This is a genomic window from Acinetobacter sp. YH12112 (assembly GCF_013418945.1).
Taxonomy (GTDB): domain Bacteria; phylum Pseudomonadota; class Gammaproteobacteria; order Pseudomonadales; family Moraxellaceae; genus Acinetobacter; species Acinetobacter indicus.
Window position 1 is genome coordinate 54,221 of sequence record NZ_VPBA01000015.1, and the last position, 19,469, is coordinate 73,689.

Genomic DNA, 19,469 nt, shown 5'->3' on the forward strand with positions numbered 1-19,469 from the left:
ATATGAGGAACAACAAAAGTGTAAAATCTAAAAATAATATCTATTCTTTTAACTATTTTTCATTCAGCTATACACACAGATATTTTGTATCCAATTTTCTTAGTACTTGAATTCTTCAGTGATACATTAAAAAATGTGTAGCAAGTTGCTACACTTTTCCTTAGACAAGCTCTTTACCAAAAATATCATTCAGCCTATCACGAATACTTTGTACAAATTCCGGATTATTTTTTAGTTTATGCTTCATATTACGTTTAAAGTCATTCAAGCTCATACCAACTTCAGCAAAATCCATTTGGAATAAAGTGTCATTAATAACAATATTTGCTTGAGAGTCAGTGAGACAACCAATTTTTTTAAACCACTTCTTGAACTGCGAATACTTTTCATCATTATTAAAAATGTACCAGGAACGTACATTCGTATCGAATTTTGCCCCCAATTCTTTTACTAATGCATTCTCTTCAAATGGAACATCAAGATAAATTTTTTCAATTACAGCAGTTTCATTTAGTGTTTTATCAGTAATACGCTGATGCAGTTTAAAATTCACCCCCACAATTGGGCGCCCTTTTTTTATGGTTTCATACTCTAGTTGTAGATCTGTATTTTCGTTAATTTCTGCAACTATTTTATCTAATACATAGCGTCTAAAATCTACCCAGCGATCATATTTAGTTTCATTAATATCAATCAGAGCTTTCAAGTTTTCTAAAAGCATTGGGACTTCATAACTCTTTTGGCTTGCGTACTTGAATTCATTTTTAATGAAATACGTATAAAGACTCATACTAGCAACAGAATCCAAGGCAAACAGATGTTTCAATTGATAGGTGGTGAAATTCCCCCCAGCCAACTGCGTGAAATACGGTAACACCTCACTGGTAAAACGAATCTGAATGGCATTTTTAGAATCATCTTCCCATCTTAACTCACGGATAATAGGAACGACAGAATGTACTTTTTTAGTCTTTCTCTTACCATCATCAGTAGGTTCCTCAATAATAAAATGAGCCACCCTAGATGAAAGTTCTTTATAAATCCGGTCTATTGCAACATTAATCGAATTGCGTTTATTCAATCCTAGTAAATCTGCCAAATCATCCTTATACAGATAAATATAGGTTTGTTCTGTGATTTCACCATTTACCCTATTTTTCTCACTATAATTTGCAACAGCCATTGCATATAGGAGCGCCTTATATTCATTGGCTGATAACTCAATTGGGCGAATTAAGCGGTTACTAGTGCTAACAACGCCATTATGACGAATATTGCCTATACAGTAAGGAATATGATTCAATTCTTCTTGCAATGATTCTGATTCTGTCATAACCGTGATATTTATATATTTAATTCTATTTTTATATACAAAAGTGGAAAAACTTTCAAGACTTTCACCACAAGAATCTAAGAGTGGAAGGCTTGTCATCAGAAATATGCATTTTTGACGATTTATTGTCCTTAAAGTGGAATGAAATATATTATTTCCACCATATAGTGACAGACCTTCCACCTTTAGCTCTAAACTAACAGTTCAAAATACCCATTTTCACTTATTTCTTCCAAATTTAGGTATGCTATGTCAGATAGAAACCTAGATGTGACAAGGCTTCCACCTTTCATTAGATTTGAAAGGTATAAATGAATAGATAATCATCAGGAAATATCCAATAAAAAAAATTTATCCACAGGGTGCTAACACATAGTGACAAACCTTCCACCCTTAAAGATTGTTTAGCCAACTTTATCAACAAATTAAGTATTTATTTTTGCAAGAGTTTTTTAAAAAATATAACCTTTTTAAAAATAGTAGTGACAAACCTTCCACTCTTGTGACAAACTTTCCACTTTACGGTGACAGACCTTCCACCTTTGAGTGACAGACCTTCCACCTTTGAGTGACAGACCTTCCACCTTTGAGTGACAAACCTTCCACTTTACGGTGACAAGCCCTCCACTTTTAAACTTATAAGCATTTGTTTTATATAGCAAAAAAACAGTCTTAATTATTAATTAGCTAAATAAATAATTATACTAATTATTAATTAAGCTAGCTTATTTAAAAATTAGTTTTTTAAGTTGTTTTACACCTAAATAAATAAGATTTATAAATTTAAAAACTATAGTATGATGAGTGAAAGTTATTTATATTGTTAAACATTCAAATACGGAAGCATCTGACACGTATGTCTGCAAAAATTATTACGGTTGCTAACCACAAAGGTGGATGTGGCAAAACAACGACCGTTGTACATCTAGCCTCTGAACTTGCAAATCTTGGCAATAAAGTTTTAGTCATTGATTTAGATCCTCAAGCAAACGCAAGTTTACACATTGGGATCCAACATCCAAGCGAAATTGTTGTTACTTCAGCAGAATTACTCGTTGGTGATATTTCATTATTAGCTGATGCATTACAAGAAGAAACAAACTTTGAAAAAGTATCATTAATTTATGGCTCATTAAATTTAGGAAAAACTGAAGACCAGCTTAAAGAAGAAGCTCCTCGTCCTTCAGAAGAATTAAGCATCAAGCTAGAACTGTTAAAAGATCTTTACGACTTCATATTAATTGATTGCCCACCTAGTCTTAAACTATTAACCAGTAATGCCTTAGCATCATCAACACATGTCATTATCCCTATCGAATCTGGATCACAATATGGACTGTATGGGGTAACAGATCTTTTAAACCATCTTGAAAAGATAAAACGTATTAATCCAGATTTAGAGCTTTTAGGCGCTTTACTGATTAAACATGATGAACGTCAGAATGTTTGTAAATTGATTCGGGATGAAGCTTTAAAACAGGTTGGAAAAATTTTACAAACTACCATTCCTCAAAGTACTAAAGTTAATCAAGCAGCAATTCTGCAACAGCCACTTTTGAAAGTAGAAAAAAATTCAAAAGTACGTAAGGCTTTTGAAAGCCTTGCTTATGAAATTGTAGCGAAAGTTTAAACCTGAGAGTATTATGGCAAGCACTAAAGAGCTTTTAGCTCAAAAATTGAAACAAAATACAGAAAAACATCAGCAAGCACAGAAAGACAATATTAAAGAGCTAAAAGAATTTAGACGTAATGTTCCTATTGAGGATATCAGTCGCAGTCCCAACCAACCGCGTAAAGTATTTGAAGATTCTCAATTAAAAGAACTGGCGGATTCTATTAATGAAATCGGCCTTTTGCAGCCCATTACAGTGCGTAAACTTGATAATCTGAAATATGAACTGATTGCAGGCGAGCGACGCTTACGGGCGCATCAATTACTCGGCAAGTCGGTGATTGAAGCCATTATCATTGATGCTAATGATGAAGAAGCATCTTTGTTAACCCTAGCTGAAAATTTAAAGCGTCAAGATCTGACAGATTATGAAATTTTTATTGGTTTGAACTCACTTGATGAAAAGTTGAAGAAGAACAAGCAACGTTTAGCTAATTCATTGGGTTTAAATCGCGAAGATATGTACAAATATCTATCGTATGAAAAGCTGCCTAAAGCAATGTTGAATGACCTGGATTTGGAGCCAGGTCTAGTCGGTCGTACTGCTGCAACAGCGTTCAAGAAATTTTTATCGGATCATATAGAGCAACTTTCGGAGGCGGAAACAGCTTTACTCGGTGCTTGGGAGAAATTAAAAGAAAAAAAACTGGAGCAAAGCAAAGTTACTTCTTATGCTGAAAAACTATTGAGTCAAGATCCAGAAAAAGTAACCACGACATCAGTGGTAAGAAAAATCGAATATGATGGTAAGGTTGCTGGAAATATCAAACTGAATCAAAAACAGCTCAATATCTCTCTTAAAATTTCAGAAATTGATGAAGCTAGTCTTTTACAACTAGAAGATTTTTTAAAACAGCTTATTCAGAAAAGTGAAAAAGTGTAGCAACTTGCTACACTTTTCAGTTTGCTCATAAAACTCTCACACTTACGTGAGAATTTTTTATAATTATCACATGCGAAAAATTATACCACCCAAACTGAAATTGATATGGTTACGCTAGAAGAGTTTATTCCTAAAAATTATCTTATACGTAAAATAGACAAAGCGATTGATCTCAATATCATTCATGAACGTGTCGCGCATCTATATTGTCCCGATAAGGAGACTGTTGAACGAATTTTGCCGTTGCAAAATAATTACAGGGTCTCTGTTATGCAAGTAACGCAGCAATGTTTACTGTCAGTTACAGCACAAAACTTGAAGAAAATCGCCTTGCACTTATCGAAGTTAATTTTTATTGTATTTTTTAGCCATCAATACGCTTAAAAATAAATCACTATGAATAAGCGATAGAAGTTTAGAAAATACCCCCACTTTAACGATCGCTAAAGTGGGGTTTGTGATTAGTCTGAAAAGTGTAGCAACTTGCTACACTTTTTTAATACTTAAATTGTACGACAAGAAATGACGTATCAATACTTACACACGAGCGTATTATTGGGTACTATTGGTTTAACTAAAACTAGATAACCTATTCATTGCAGGACAATTCCATGGCACGTACTCCAAAGCAAACCAAACAAGAACCCATTGAGGTCATTCTTTGGAAAGCTGCAGACAAACTTCGTAAGAACATTGATGCTGCTGAGTACAAGCATGTAGTCCTTGGTTTGATCTTCCTCAAGTACATCTCTGACTCATTTGAAGCTCACTACAACCTATTGGTTGAAGGTGAGGGAGAGTTTGCAGGAGCTGATCCTGAAGATCGTGATGAATACACTGCATACAACGTCTTCTTCGTTCCTGAGATCGCACGTTGGTCATACCTGTTAAACCAAGCAAAGCAAGTCACCATTGGTAAGATTGTAGACGATGCAATGGAAGCCATTGAGAATGAGAACCCTCAGCTCAAAGGTGTACTACCTAAAGTCTATGCACGTCAAAATCTCGATCCTACGAGCCTAGGTGAGCTGATAGACCTCATTGGTAACATTGCCCTAGGTGATGCAAAAGATCGCTCTGCCGACGTTTTAGGACACGTATTCGAGTACTTCCTAGGTGAGTTCGCTTTAGCTGAAGGTAAGCAAGGTGGGCAGTTCTACACGCCTAAATCCATCGTGAGCTTATTGGTTGAAATGCTAGAGCCATACAAAGGACGTGTATTCGATCCTTGCTGTGGTTCAGGTGGTATGTTCGTACAGTCTGAGAAATTCGTAGAATCGCATCAGGGTTTAGTGGACGACATCTCCATCTATGGTCAAGAAAGTAACCAGACAACTTGGCGTTTGGCCAAGATGAACTTAGCCATTCGTGGCATTAACTCAGAGCATGTGAAATGGAACTCTGAGGGTTCATTCCTGAATGATGCACACAAAGACCTGAAAGCGGATTACATCATTGCTAATCCACCATTCAACGTCTCTGATTGGAGCGGTGAGCAGTTAGTGGGTGATGCTCGTTGGTCTCTAGGTACACCACCTGCAGGCAATGCGAACTTCGCATGGATGCAACACTTCTTGTATCACATGAGTCCTAAAGGTCAGGCAGGCGTTGTGCTTGCTAAAGGTGCATTAACCTCTAAGACCAGTGGTGAAGGTGAGATTCGTAAAGCCTTGGTTTCAGAAGCCAATGTCATCGACTGTATTGTGAACCTACCTGCCAAGCTGTTCCTGAACACACAGATTCCTGCTGCTTTATGGTTTATGCGTCGTGACCGTGTTAACTCAAGCCAATACCAAGATCGTAGCAATGAGATTCTGTTCATTGATGCTCGTAACCTAGGTCATCTGATTAACCGCAGAACCAAAGTCTTGTCTGATGAAGATATTAAGCTCATCACAGACACTTACCACAATTGGCGTAACAAGGGTGGTGAGTATGAGGATGTTGCAGGCTTCTGTGCATCTGTACCACTTGAGAAAGTCGCTGAGCTTGATTATGTACTGACGCCAGGTCGTTATGTTGGTTTAGCTGATGATGAAGATGAGTTCGACTTCAAGGTACGCTTTACAAGCTTAAAGGCAGAGTTTGAAGCACAGCTTGCTGAGGAAGCCAAGCTAAACCAAGCCATTGCTGAGAACTTAGCAAAGGTGGTTGTATGAGTGAGTGGCAGGTTGGGCGATTAGATAGCTTCTTTACCCTAAAACGTGGTTATGACTTACCAAAGCAATCTCGTGTTTCTGGTAGTGTTCCCATCATTGCTTCTTCAGGTTTTGCTGATTTTCATAATGAAGCCAAAGTAAATGAATCAGGTGTTGTGACGGGCCGATATGGAACCATTGGTTCAGTTTTTTTCAGTGATGTACCATTTTGGCCATTAAACACATCTCTTTATGTAAACGACTTTAAGGGGAATGACAAAAAGTTCATCTACTACTTTTTGCAAACATTGGATTGGGAAAAATTTAGTGACAAAAGTGCGGTGCCTGGAGTTAACCGTAATGATGTTCATCAAGAAGAGATATGCTTTCCGTCTCTCCCTGAACAAAAAGCCATAGCCTCAATCCTTTCATCATTAGATGACAAGATCGACTTACTGCACTGTCAGAACAAGACTTTGGAAGCCATGGCTGAAACACTGTTTCGTCAATGGTTTATTGAGGAAGCGAAAGAGGATTGGGATGATTTACTAGTAAGTGATATAGCTACTCATATCAAAGACAATGTGAACCCATCAAAAGATCCTCTTAAGACATACTATCATTTTAGTTTGCCTGCTTTTGATTCAGGAGAAAAGCCTACTATTGAATTGGGTGCGGAAATTCTGAGTAATAAGTACAGAGTATGTGAGAACTCAATTTTAGTCTCAAAGCTGAATCCAAGAGTGCCTCGTATATGGTTATTAACTGATGTCAAAGATAATTATGTATGTTCAACAGAGTTTCAGAATTTGAAGCCTAAAGTAGGATCTCATTTAATGTTCTTGTATAGCTTATTCAATTCAAGAGATGTTATTGATGAATTAGCAATGAGTGCTTCGGGAACCAGTGGCAGTCATCAAAGGGTTAAGCCAGAAGATATGTTAAATATCTCTTTTAAGACTCCAAGTTTAGACTACCTTGAAGAGTATTCGCTGTTGATTACTCCTTCGATGCAAAAGGTTTCATCTAACAAGAAGCAAATCCAAACACTTGAACAACTACGAGATACCTTGCTTCCTAAGCTGATGAGCGGCGAAGTCAGAGTCCAATACCAAACAGAAGAAGTTGCATAACATTTGAGGTGAAGTCATTTGATGGCTTCACCTTTTTTACATTCAGGGGGCTGAATTGAATAAAAAAATTATAGGGGCAATCATTGCCTTAGTCGTAGTGATCTGTGGCTACTTGTATGCTTCGCCATACATTGCCATCAATAACATCAAGAATGCTGCACAAGTAGGTGATAGCGAAAAGGTGTCCAAGTACATCGACTATCCAAGTGTGCGTCAGAGCTTCAAAGATCAAATGAATGCCATGATGATGAAAGAGATGGCAACCCATAAAGATGATGGTTTCGCAGCACTAGGTGCCATGCTTGCATCTACCATGGTAGACAAGATGATTGATGGTTTTGTCACACCTGAAGGGATGACCATGATGATGCAAGGCAAAGACCTTAAAGATGCAGCACATTCATCACAGGGAGCATCAACAACAGAAACCAAAGAAGAAGATCAAGCAGAGTACAAAACTCGCTATACCTCATTCAGTGACTTTGAGGTTGTGATCCAACATCCAAATGATTCCAAAGCCGTCACTGTCAAAATGGTTCGTGATGGTTTGAGTTGGAAAGTGAATAAGATCGCTGTGCCGATGGATTAAGTAAAAGAGAACAAAGAGGAAAAACAGAATGATAAAGCGCATGATTCAAATGGGATTTGGCTTGATTGCTGTAGTTAGCTTTGCTGCAACCGTTCAAGCAGCACCGGCTAAATTCAATCATAGCGGCATACAAAAAGGTAAAGTCATAGAAACCTGTTATCACTCTCCTTGTTCAGTCGCCAAGTTTGTCTCTTACAAACAACTGAATAAGACAGCGACTGAATCCAAGATTCAAGTCACCTTGCTGGGCGGTAGTCGTGAGTGGGAAGCCAAGAAAATTGACTGGAATAGATCGCCACATAAAGTCACTGTGAATTGCTCATACCAACGACCAACAGTTCAGATTGGTTCACAAAAGACTCTGATTCCACTCAATGATGGTTTAGGTGTTCCTGGAGTACTGATGGTAGATGCTGAACTCTATCTATATGTTTGCCATAAGTTTGAGGGCGCTATTGAGAATGCTGTGCAGAAGTATGGCTATAACGTGCAGGACGATGAATAAGGTTTCTTAGCTTTACATCATATAAAAAATTAATGAGTCCAGGTTATATGGATAAGTTTAGGGGGAAATAATCAAGTGACTAAGATGACCGAATCAGACATTGAGCTGATGGCGATAGAGCAACTAGAGGGATTGGGCTATACCTATGTGTATGGACCTGAGATTGAATCGAAGGGCACTAACCCTCTACGAAGCTATAAGCAGGTCATCTTGGAAGACAAAGTGCTTGATGCATTACAACGCTTAAATCCTCATTTAAGCCAAGACAAATGTACTGAAGCACTAAAGCAAGTCACCAATATTCAATCCCCTGATCTACTCAGTAATAACCAAGCATTCCACCGACTGCTCACTGAGGGCATTAACATTGAGGTGAGCAAAGAGGGTAACACTCAAGGTGAGTATGCTTGGTTGATTGACTTTGAGAATCCAACCAATAACGAATTCCTTGTCGTCAATCAAGTAACCATCAAAGAAGATCGCTGGACAAGACGACCAGACATTATCTTGTATGTGAATGGCTTACCCTTGGTGGTCATTGAACTCAAGAATGCAACAGACGAGAATGCCACTGTAGAAGGCGCATACAAGCAAATACAGACCTATCAAAGCCAAATCCCTAGCTTGTTTACCTACAATGCTTTCAACGTCATCTCTGATGGTTTAGAGGCGAAAGCAGGTACTGTCTCAGCAGACTACAGTCGCTACATGGCGTGGAAGACAAACAATGGTCAAACCAAAGCCAAGAAGACACAAGCACAGCTAGAAGTCCTGATTCATGGTTTACTGAATCCAGTCACACTACTCGACATGATTCGACACTTCATTGTCTATGAATCAACGAAGCACGAGGATACCAATGGCTTAATCACCATTAAGACCATCAAGAAGATGGCTGCATATCATCAGTACTATGCAGTGAATGCAGCAGTCCTCTCGACTATTCGTGCGTCTGCAGTGAACTCGGACTCGAAATCAGCAGAAGTTGCCATGCAACATCAAGGTAGAAGTAAGCTCGAATTGGTACAGCAACAAGCAGTCGGTGACAAGAAAGCCGGTGTGGTATGGCATACCCAAGGCTCAGGTAAGTCTTTGTCTATGGTTTTCTACACAGGCAAGATTGTCTTGGCTTTGGATAATCCAACAGTCGTTGTGATCACAGATCGTAATGATCTAGATGATCAGCTCTTTGGTACATTCGCTGCATCAAGCCAACTCCTTAGACAAACACCACGACAAGCAGACAGCCGAGAAGAACTCAAAGAGTTACTCAAGGTGGGTTCAGGTGGCGTGATCTTCACCACCATCCAAAAGTTCCAACCGGATGATGGCACTAGCGTCTACGAGCAACTGTCAGACCGAACCAACATTGTCGTGATTGCAGATGAAGCACATCGTTCTCAGTATGGCTTTAATGCCAAGGAAGTCGATGTCAAAGATGAAGATGGCAAGGTTGTCGGTAAACGTACTGTCTATGGTTTTGCCAAGTACATGCGTGATGCACTTCCTAATGCTACTTACCTTGGTTTCACAGGAACACCAATTGAGAAGACGGATGTAAACACACCTGCAGTCTTCGGGAACTATGTAGATATCTATGACATCTCGCAAGCAGTGGAGGATGGTGCAACTGTTCGTATCTTCTATGAAAGCCGCCTAGCTAAGATTGCCATCAGTGAGGAAGGCAAAGAGCTGATTGAAGACTTTGATGACCAGTTTACTGAAGATGACTTAAACCAAACTCAAAAAGAACGTGCGAAGTGGGCAAGAGTCGAAGGTTTGATCGGCAGTAAAGAACGTATCAAAGCCATTGCAAAGGACATCGTAGAACACTTTGAGCAGCGTCTTAAAGCCAATGCAAACCAAGGCAAAGGCATGATCGTCAGCATGTCTCGCAGGATCGCTGTAGACCTTTACAACGAGATTGTAAAGATCAAACCAGAGTGGCACAGTGATGATCTGAATGATGGTGTAATCAAAGTTGTGATGACTGCCTCAGCTTCAGATGGTGAGGTGATTGCTAAACATCACTCTACCAAGCAACAGCGCCAACGCTTAGCAGATCGTATGAAAGACAATGATGATAAGCTCAAACTCGTTATTGTTCGTGATATGTGGCTGACTGGTTTCGATGCCCCAAGTATGCACACCCTTTACATCGACAAACCAATGAAAGGTCACAACCTCATGCAAGCGATTGCACGAGTCAACCGTGTCTACAAAGACAAGGCTGGTGGCTTGGTTGTGGACTATCTTGGTATCGCATCTGACTTGAAAGAAGCCTTATCGTTTTACTCAGAAGCAGGTGGTAAAGGTGATCCTGCATTGGTGCAGGATGAAGCTGCAACGATCCTGCAAGAAAAGCTAGAAGTGCTTGATGGCATTTTGCATGGCTTCAACTACCAAGAGTACTTCACTGCAGATACTTCTCGTAAGCTCAACATCATTTTAGAAGCGGAAGAGCATATCCTTGGTGTAGATCAAGGAGAAGGGAAGACTCGCTTCCTGACAGCAGTCACAGCGATGTCACAGGCATTCGCATTAGCTGTACCTCATCCACATGCTATGGAAGCTGCACCAGTGGTGGCATTCTTCCAAGCAGTCAAAGCACGTCTTGCTAAGTTTAGTGATGGTACAGGCAAGATTTCTGGCTTAAGTAATGCTGAGCTTGAAGCCAAGGTAAAGCAAACCATTGACCAAGCTCTAGTCACAGAGCAAGTGGTAGATATCTTCGATGCTGCAGGGATTCAGAAACCAGATATCTCGATTCTCTCTGATGAGTTTATGCAGGAGATGAAAGACTATAAGCATAAGAACATTGCGCTTGAAACACTTAAGAAGTTACTTGGTGATGAGATTAAGGTACGAGAGCAACGCAGTGTCACCCAAGGTAAGAAGCTCATGGATATGTTGAGTTCAGCAATTAAGGGTTATCAGAACAAGGTACTTACTGCAGCAGAAGTCATTGATGAACTGATCAAGTTAGCTAAGACAATTCAGGAGTCAGACAAACTGGCTGAAGAACTCAACCTGACTGAATACGAATATGCGTTCTACTCAGCAGTAGCAGACAATGACAGTGCTCGAGAATTGATGCAGAAAGACATATTGAGAGAACTTGCAGTCGTACTCACTGATTCTATTCGTAAGAATGTGACTTTGGATTGGACGATCAAGGAAGCTGCTAGAGCAAAGTTAAGAGTCATCGTGAAGAGATTGCTGAAGAAGTATGGCTATCCACCTGATATGGCTTTATTGGCTACAGAAACTGTATTGGAACAGGCTGAGCAGTTGGCTGAAGAGCTTTCCAGTTCAAAAGAATAGGGTACAGATAGTGTTCAAAAAGACCGCTATATTAACCATAACCAAGGGGGCATTTTTACACTGCTGCTAACAAGGACAACCCTTCACTTATACTAGCTCAAAACTGATCTGACAGTTCCCCGTTTTTTATTGTGCCTGTCAGGTTAAATTTGGGCTAAATTCTTATCAGCCCAAATTCGTTTTCCATTAAGTAAAGTTTCAAATGGGCTTCCTGTTTGACATCTTTTGGGAATAGTTTCGGATATTTTGTTGTTCTAACTTTTCATGATGCTGTTGAATTTAGTCCAGATCTCATAAAACATTGTATAACTGAAACGCTGGAAAACCTATTTAGCAAATTTGGGGTGTAGTTTCCACTTGAAATAATTCAATTAAAAATAAATGTATGTATTTTATTTATTTTTTGATATATTTCAGTTTAACCTAAAAACGACTAGTGATAGTTATAAAAAGTTGTGCTTAGAAGAATCTTTATTATTTTCAGAGGTTTACTTATGAAAAAGTTAGTAATCTTATTATCAATGTCGACGGTTTTTTTATCAGCTTGTGGTAATAAACATGACAAAATGGTTGGCTACTGGCAATTAGAAAATGTGCAAGGAAAGCGCATTATGCAAATTTTTAAAGAGGGTAAAGATAGTTATATTCTTAAAGAAAATGTGGTTGCTCGTAGTAATGTGGTGAATGGTAAAGAGGGAAGTTCTCTCGTATTGGAAAAAAAAGATGATACTTTAGCGGTTAATAATGGTTTAGCTGCTATGCCCTTACATTTATCTGATGATGGTCAAACATTACGTATTTCTAAAAATCAGTACAAAAAAGTAGATGAAAATTTTGTCAATAAAACAATAGAAAATATTAAAGTGTGTCATGAAATTGAAACAGAATATCGGACTAAAGTTAAAGAACTACCTATTTTTACTCGTGACCCTGCAATTCAAGAGCAACGTAAAACGTTGGCTGAGTCAACTACTAAAAAAATGCAAGCCATTGAAGATTGTAAATTTGGTATCTACTGATAATTACACTATTTAATGAGGGTGTAAATAATTCTGTGTAAATGTGGTTTTAAAAATACTTGGTTACACGTTCATCAAACATGATACTAAAACGATTCATGGCAGCTTTCCAATTCTGAATGGGCATCGTCCATTTTTTGCTTGCTGCCATAATCGCTAAATATACCACTTTTTTCACAGATTCATCGGTTGGGAAGATTTTTCTTTTCTTGGTGGCATGGCGAATGACACTGTTCAAGGATTCAATTGCATTGGTGGTATAAATCGCCTTGCGAATGTCCATTGGATAGGCAAAGAACGTGTTGAGATTCGACCAGTTGGCAAGCCATGATTTACTGATTTGAGGATATTTATCGTCTCACTTTTGACCAAATTCATCCAGGGATGACATACAATCGATACAGCGCATCATTATTATTGAAAATGGTGCCATGATGAATAGGGTATTTGATTGGTATATGCAGTTGCCTCTTGAGTGGCAGTCGAGCCTGTTTGTCTATCGTGGGCATGGGGCCAACATTAAAACAGTAGTTAAATTATTAGAACAAGTATCGGATAACTGCTTGTTGGCATTTTATGGTGATCTTGATCCGTATGGGATTAATATTGCCTCTCATTTTTATAAAATACGTCCTTTAGCCCTGATTGTGCCTAGTATCTGGCAGGAGATCACAGTCACTCATATCGACAACAATGTGAATAAATTCTTGAAGCAGATCGTTCAGACTAGGGATATTGCATTTGATCAAGCTGAACCTTTGATTTTAAGAGAGCTATTTCATCATGTTGATCCTAGCCAAAATAATGGACAGTACTTCCCTCTAAAGATAACGTAACGTTAACTTTGGAGATCCAAGAAATGGCCAAACGTTTTAATCCCAAATTTAAACAGCAAGCAATTGATTATGCACTTTCAAACTCACACGAGCCTACAGCTGCAATCGCCCAGAAATTAGGTGTGGGTTATTCAACTTTAGACAAATGGATTCGTGAAGCCAATCCAGTGGGTTCAAGCAAACGTCAACTTTCACCAGAACAACAGCGGATATTGGAATTAGAGAAAGAAGTCAAACAGCTTAGGGAAGTCAATGACATCTTAAAAAAAGCGCATGTGTACTTTCTGACAGATCATGCCAAGAAAAGTACACGGTAATTCAAGATCTGGATGTGAATGAAGTCACTGTATCTTCTGTCTGTAAATGCCTGGGTGTCAGCACTTCAGGCTATTATGCCTGGCGAAAGCGCCAGACCAATCTAGCGCAGAAATATAATGATTTAAAAGCCGTATATTGGCAGCATCATGCACGATTGGGTGCACCTTCATTGGTACATGACATGCATGATTTAGGTTACAGCATGAGCGAACGAACCGTTGGAAGAATGCTTAAAAAGCTTGGTTTACGTAGCAGGATTGCACGTAAATACAAGCATACGACTGATTCAAACCATCGTTTGCCTACAGCACCTAACTTGTTAGATCGTCAATTTACGGTCAATGAACCCAATAAGATCTGGACAACAGATATTACCTATATCCGTACTAAGCAAGGTTGGCTGTATTTATGTGTGATGCTGGATCTATTCAGCCGTCGTATTGTCGGTTGGCAAACCAGCTATCGAATAGACCGTCAATTGGTATGTGATGCGTTTCATTATGCAATGGCTCGTCAGGGGTATCCAATGGGTGTCATGGTACATTCGGACCAAGGCTCACAGTACTGTAGTCGTGATTTTAGGGCGCTATTATTGACGAATAACTGCGTTCAAAGTATGTCACGCAGGGGAAACTGCTGGGATAATGCAGTGACCGAAAGCTTCTTTCATACATTGAAAGTTCATGTGGTCCATGGCAGTGTATTTGCCACTCGAAAAGAAGCGAATGCTGTCTTGTTTGACTATATTGAGATTTATTACAATCGAATCAGAAGACATTCTGCAAACGGCTGTTTAAGCCCAGAAGCCTTTGAACAGAAATATTTCAAGAATTTAGAGGGATTTGTTGTCCACGATACTGTCTAGGATCAAAAACTAGATCACCTACCTGTATATCTTCGATTTTTTTCCAAATTCTCCGTGGTAAATTTAGATCCCTCTGTACACGCACTAGAGTACCCGCAATAAAACACCCAGTAAGTGCTGGTATTTCTTTCAATTTATCACCCATAAAAAATGTCCCCTATTATTTGTTAATGATAATGTATGACTGTTAATTTTTTATCGTTCAAATTCTATTCTATTTAACATAATGGGCGTTATACGAAATTTTCAAAAAAATACAATAAAAATGCGAGCTTAAGGCTCCCATTTTTGATTTTTGTGTGTTATTCACCAATTAAAATGTCTATGCGATAAACCATTTAAAATGTCCTGTTTTTAACTGCAAGAGTCAAGAACAGGATTTAAATTTCTTTGTTCATTGCTAGCTTTCTGAGCTTTACGACTCGGCATACTTTTCTTGGCACGGGAACGTTTATTCTGTTTTTCCAACTCTTCATGCTGTTGTTGGATATGGGCCAGAACTGCGCCTAACCGTTTATTCTCAACCACTTCATTCTGCTGCAGTCCAGTCAGTTTATTGAAGATACTGTAGTTGATCTTCCGTCCTTCATACATGATCGCAACAGTGCCATCCGGGTACTCCAGAAATGAAATGTATTGTCCAACTAATTTCTGGTTCAATTCAGTCGGTTCAAGCATATAAATACATTTGTCATACGTCAGGGTTAGATTCTTGGTGACCTTACGTGGTTCCTGCCAGGTAAAAATATCATCCAGTTCAAGATCAGATTCGGTTAATGGTCGATGTAAATTCTTTGAGTTACGCGCACACTTGGCGAACTTCTGATTGAACTGCTCAATGAAGCAGGGTAGCCAAGCATTGGCTTCAGCAATCGAACTGATGCCTTCCAGACGCATCTCTTTGATCAGACGATCCTGAAGTGTCCTGTTAGCACGTTCCACACGTCCTTTGGCCTGTGGTGAGTTGGCAAAAATAATATCGATGTTTAACTCATTCAGAATCCGCCCAAATTGCGTGATCTTGCTGTCTTGGCTCGATTTCTGATTCACTCGGAATACTGAGTGTTTATCGCTATAAAAGGCCAAAGGCTTGCCATATTGCTTAATGTAGGCTCTCGTGGAAAGCATATAGTCGAAGGTCGTTTCAGCCTCACAAAAGCGCAGATGCAACAGCTTTCCAGTGGCGTCATCGATATAAACCAGCAAACAGCATTTGGCGGATCGTCCTTCAAACCAGTCATGATAGGAGCCATCAATCTGGATCAGTTCACCGAAGCAATCACGGTTATATCTAGGCTGATATGGACGTTTCAGACGCTTGGATCGCGGAATCCAGAGCTCATTGGCAGTCATCCAGCGACGAACTGTTTCCACAGGAATATTCAGCTCAAACATGCTGCTGAGCTTCTCATGCGCCAAGGTGGGCCCAAAGCCCAGCAGATGTTCAGAAATAATGGAAAGGCACTTTGCTTTTAACAAGTCATCATGGCGACGATGGCCAGGTTGACCACGACTGGCATGAGCCAGACCTGAAACACCATCTTGATTGAGCTTCTGCAATAACCGGGTAATTTGACGGGTGGAAAGATTCAGGATTTCAGCAGCACGGACTTGGGTAATACGATGATCTCGAACGTCTTGCAGAACCGCAAGACGTTGAATTTCTTTGTCAGACATAGTGATCAGCATCTATATTTCATATCCAGTCCATGATGGTTAAATCATCATAAACTAGACATTTTTATTGGTGAGAATACAGACACTTTAAATGGGTTCTAACATTTCGATTTCGTATAAGGTGTATTATGTTAATTTTAGGGGAACTTAATTCTATAGGTGATACCAATGGACAAAAAGATAGAAGATAAAACTAAAGATATTAATGAAAAAATTCAAAAATTGGATTTAGCTATCCAAGAACTAATAGAAACTACAGACAATTTTTTTATTAATGATAAGTACTATGGAATTGAATGCGCTTTTATTTTAGACCATGCACTAAATATTAAAATGCACTTTTTCAACAAGTATCCAGCATTTGCACCACCTCACTTACGAGGAGTAGAAAATTATGATCGAATTATACATATTAGAGAAAATAATCCTGAAGATAAGCTAGAACAAATTTCTCCTCTTAAAGACTAAATTTTCTAATCTCGTACTTAGAATCCCCTACCATTTAACATAATGGTGGTTATACGAAATTTCAAAAAAATACAGTAAAAATGGGAGCTTAAGGCCACTGCTGTCCCATAAATATAACAAGTGTTAGCAGCAGTGTAAAAATAACCCTCTAACGGCATTTTAAAACTGACCCCCTTGGTTAATATAGCGGTCTTTTTGGACTGCTCAACATGTTAACTTTGGAGCAAGCAGTGACCATCCAAATTCTTCATCAACAAGGTAAATCCATTAAAGCCATTAGTCGTGAACTTGGGGTATCCAGGAATACCGTACGTAAATATTTACGGCAAAACACCACACCTCAGTATCGGCGTACACAACCTAGAATAAGTATTCTTGATCCATATAAACCCTATTTGCTTGAACGTGTAAATGCAGCTCATCCTGAATGGATTCCTGCCGTTGTGCTCTATAAGCAGATTTTAGGGTTTGGATATCCAGGAAAGATCAGGATATTGAGGGAATATCTTGCAACATTAAAACCCGTTGCCAAATCAGAACCCGTCATTCGTTTTGAAACCCAACCTGGTCAACAAATGCAGGTTGATTTCACCACGATTCGACGTCACCATACGACTTTGAAAGCCTTTGTGGCCACATTAGGTTATTCCAGAGCAACCTTCGTGAAATTTTATGATCATGAACGGACGGATGCATGGATCGATGGTCTGGAAAATGCATTTCAGTTCTTTGGGGGCGTACCTCAGGAAATCCTGTTTGATAACGCTAAAACGATCATGATTGAACGGGATGCCTATCAGGAGGGGCAGCACAAATGGAACCCCAAACTGCTCGATTGTGCCAAGAAATATGGCTTTCGCCTCCCGCGTATGTAAACCCTACCGCGCACAGACCAAAGGCAAAGTTGAACGCTTTAATGGATATCTCAAATCAAGCTTTATTGTGCAATTGAAAGCAAGCCTTAAGACTTCAGGCTTATTGTTGGATGTTGATGTTGCTAATGCCCACATTGGTCGGTGGTTGCATGAAACCGCCAATCAGCGGATTCATGCAACCACGCAAGAAAAACCAGCTGTTCGACTGCAGCAAGAGCAGCAAAGATTCGCGCCATTACCGCAATCAAATACGGTTTCCAGCATTGTGCCTGTTACAGCGGCACCGCATGTGATGCCCTACGAGAGTTTGCAGCATCCATTATCAGTATATGACCAGTTGCTGGGAGTTTCCTGATGAATCTGCAATTGGCGGAGTGATTTCTCAAAATGGCAAGTTGATGACAATTGTTCCGCTGGATGAACAACTTTTGGTTGAGGCACGTATTTCACCGCGAGATATTGCTTTTATTCATCCTGGGCAAGATGCACTGGTGAAGATCACCGCGTATGATTATTCTATTTATGGTGGGTTGAAAGGAAAAGTTTCTATTATTTCTCCAGACACCTTGAGAGATGAAGTTAAGCAAGATCAATTTTATTATCGAGTGTATATTCGAACGGATTCAGGAAAATTGATGAATAAAGCAGGCAAACAATTCAGTATTACTCCTGGCATGGTTGCAACAGTCGATATTAAAACAGGGGAGAAAACGATCTTAGATTATCTAATAAAACCATTTAATAAAGCGCAAGAGGCTTTAAGAGAAAGGTAAGCGTCCGCTGAACCCCACACTCTTTGAGTGGAACGTTCTTTAAAAAAACGTTCCACTTTATTGAATATTTATCAATACCGCATAGCTCGATGCAGGGTGCTATCTTCAGATATCTTATTTAACATAAAATGAAGTTATGCGACTTCAGAATGACCTAATACTTGAGAATAAATATGACCCAAAAAATACTAGATCGATTTTCTTCACTAATAGAAGAAGGTGATTCAATCTATCAAAAATGTGAAGCCGCTGGATCTGGTTATAATCCTGAATTACAATCAGCTTTTATCGAATGGCAAATGAAATCTAAAAATATATTAAGCATTACTTGTGGTGAAAAGTCACATTATTTGTCTCAGTTTGATAAAAATCTTAAAGCAGGAATGGGGGATACAAGAAAAGCAATATTAAATCGCGTGATTCCAATTTTAAGAGCGGCAGAAGATGATTTAAAAAATGGTTTTCTAATCACAATCAAAAAACTAATTCAGTCAGAGGTTTTTGATAGTGAGTTGGATCAAGCACAGCATTTCCTTGATTCAGGTTATAAAGTAGCTTCTGCTGTCACTGCTGGTGTAGTTTTAGAAACAGCAATTAAAGAATTAGCTAAAAATAACGGAATTGATATTTGCCAAGAAGGTACTACTAAACCTAAAAAACTTGATGCTCTTAATTCTGAATTAAAAAATGCTAATATCTATAGTGCTCTTCAACATAAGCAAGTTTTAACTTTGGCACATATAAGAAATAAAGCTGCTCATGGGGAGATTGAGGAATTTAATGATAACGATGTACAGAATATGATCCGAGATGTTGAAAGATTCTTACTTGAATATGCTTCTTAATACAACAAAAAAAGAGTCCACGTTATCTAATGGTGGACTCTAGTTCCAAATTTGAGACTAATAGAGTATCTATTTTCCAGATATTGAAATCATAGCCACGCAGACTTGCGTAGGTTTGACTGATACGCAAGTCGAGTAGCGGTCTGATTTCCGCATAACTTATGTTATGTTACTTGGGATACACTTGACGGTAAGATAATTTATTATTGCAACCGT

The 19,469-nt window shown here is 38.9% G+C and carries 15 protein-coding genes and 3 pseudogenes; 15 read left to right on the top strand and 3 right to left on the bottom strand.

The window, feature by feature from the left end; translation table 11 throughout:
• Positions 1–160: 160 nt before the first annotated feature.
• Positions 161–1,333 carry a replication initiation protein gene (locus FTU50_RS07490; RefSeq protein WP_094069347.1) on the bottom strand — a complete coding sequence of 391 codons (1,173 nt, stop codon included), beginning with the start codon at positions 1,331–1,333 and terminating at the stop codon, positions 161–163.
• 856 nt (positions 1,334–2,189) lie between these two features.
• On the opposite strand from FTU50_RS07490, the gene FTU50_RS07495 reads away from it, so the two are divergent.
• The 9 genes from FTU50_RS07495 (at position 2,190) to FTU50_RS07535 (ending at position 12,596) form a co-directional block, all read left to right on the top strand.
• Positions 2,190–2,963, top strand: a complete 774-nt coding sequence (locus FTU50_RS07495) for a ParA family protein (protein WP_094069344.1) — start codon at positions 2,190–2,192, stop codon at positions 2,961–2,963.
• A gap of 13 nt (positions 2,964–2,976) precedes the next feature.
• A complete protein-coding gene (locus tag FTU50_RS07500) occupies positions 2,977–3,888 on the top strand; it encodes a ParB/RepB/Spo0J family partition protein (protein ID WP_070153141.1) in 912 nt (303 codons plus the stop codon).
• A gap of 105 nt (positions 3,889–3,993) precedes the next feature.
• Positions 3,994–4,272: a hypothetical protein gene (locus FTU50_RS07505; protein WP_070153138.1), complete on the top strand. Its 279-nt coding sequence runs from the start codon at positions 3,994–3,996 to the stop codon at positions 4,270–4,272.
• Positions 4,273–4,499: 227 nt separating this feature from the next.
• On the top strand, positions 4,500–6,047 hold the full coding sequence (locus FTU50_RS07510) for a class I SAM-dependent DNA methyltransferase (RefSeq protein ID WP_154320136.1): 1,548 nt from the start codon (positions 4,500–4,502) through the stop codon (positions 6,045–6,047).
• A complete protein-coding gene (locus FTU50_RS07515) occupies positions 6,044–7,159 on the top strand; it encodes a restriction endonuclease subunit S (RefSeq protein ID WP_104915058.1) in 1,116 nt (371 codons plus the stop codon). Before FTU50_RS07510 ends, FTU50_RS07515 begins: the two co-directional genes overlap by 4 nt.
• Positions 7,160–7,214: 55 nt before the next feature.
• Positions 7,215–7,748 (top strand): DUF2939 domain-containing protein, encoded by a 534-nt coding sequence (locus FTU50_RS07520; protein WP_167846516.1) that lies wholly within the window; start codon positions 7,215–7,217, stop codon positions 7,746–7,748.
• 28 nt (positions 7,749–7,776) lie between these two features.
• Positions 7,777–8,253, top strand: a complete 477-nt coding sequence (locus FTU50_RS07525) for a hypothetical protein (RefSeq protein WP_070153126.1) — start codon at positions 7,777–7,779, stop codon at positions 8,251–8,253.
• Positions 8,254–8,337: 84 nt separating this feature from the next.
• Entirely contained in the window at positions 8,338–11,577 is a 3,240-nt protein-coding gene (locus FTU50_RS07530; protein WP_218951739.1) for a type I restriction endonuclease subunit R, read from the top strand.
• A 494-nt stretch (positions 11,578–12,071) separates the two neighbouring features.
• Entirely contained in the window at positions 12,072–12,596 is a 525-nt protein-coding gene (locus FTU50_RS07535; protein WP_154320138.1) for a hypothetical protein, read from the top strand.
• Positions 12,597–12,645: 49 nt separating this feature from the next.
• On the opposite strand, the pseudogene FTU50_RS07540 reads toward FTU50_RS07535, so the two are convergent.
• Positions 12,646–12,954 (bottom strand): annotated as a pseudogene (locus FTU50_RS07540) (transposase); the annotation flags it as partial.
• A 49-nt stretch (positions 12,955–13,003) separates the two neighbouring features.
• On the opposite strand from FTU50_RS07540, the gene FTU50_RS07545 reads away from it, so the two are divergent.
• Positions 13,004–13,432, top strand: a complete 429-nt coding sequence (locus tag FTU50_RS07545) for a hypothetical protein (protein ID WP_373682995.1) — start codon at positions 13,004–13,006, stop codon at positions 13,430–13,432.
• Positions 13,433–13,455: 23 nt separating this feature from the next.
• Positions 13,456–14,615 (top strand): IS3 family transposase gene (locus FTU50_RS07550; protein WP_154320140.1). Its coding sequence is split into 2 segments (ribosomal slippage): positions 13,456–13,690 and positions 13,690–14,615, totalling 1,161 coding nucleotides; the frame shifts between segments, so codons are not numbered across the junction.
• Between the two features lie 354 nt (positions 14,616–14,969).
• Here FTU50_RS07550 and FTU50_RS07555 read toward each other — a convergent pair.
• Positions 14,970–16,304: an ISNCY family transposase gene (locus FTU50_RS07555; RefSeq protein ID WP_103254392.1), complete on the bottom strand. Its 1,335-nt coding sequence runs from the start codon at positions 16,302–16,304 to the stop codon at positions 14,970–14,972.
• A 156-nt stretch (positions 16,305–16,460) separates the two neighbouring features.
• Between FTU50_RS07555 and FTU50_RS07560 the strand changes: the two genes are divergently transcribed.
• The 4 genes and pseudogenes from FTU50_RS07560 to FTU50_RS07575 all read left to right on the top strand — a co-directional run bounded on the left by FTU50_RS07560 (position 16,461) and on the right by FTU50_RS07575 (position 19,253).
• Positions 16,461–16,760 (top strand): hypothetical protein, encoded by a 300-nt coding sequence (locus FTU50_RS07560; protein ID WP_179989178.1) that lies wholly within the window; start codon positions 16,461–16,463, stop codon positions 16,758–16,760.
• 209 nt (positions 16,761–16,969) lie between these two features.
• Positions 16,970–17,990 (top strand): annotated as a pseudogene (gene istA, locus FTU50_RS07565) (IS21 family transposase).
• 13 nt (positions 17,991–18,003) lie between these two features.
• Positions 18,004–18,408 (top strand): annotated as a pseudogene (locus tag FTU50_RS07570) (HlyD family efflux transporter periplasmic adaptor subunit); the annotation flags it as partial.
• Between the two features lie 173 nt (positions 18,409–18,581).
• Entirely contained in the window at positions 18,582–19,253 is a 672-nt protein-coding gene (locus FTU50_RS07575) for a DUF4145 domain-containing protein (RefSeq protein ID WP_179989177.1), read from the top strand.
• Positions 19,254–19,469: the final 216 nt, after the last annotated feature.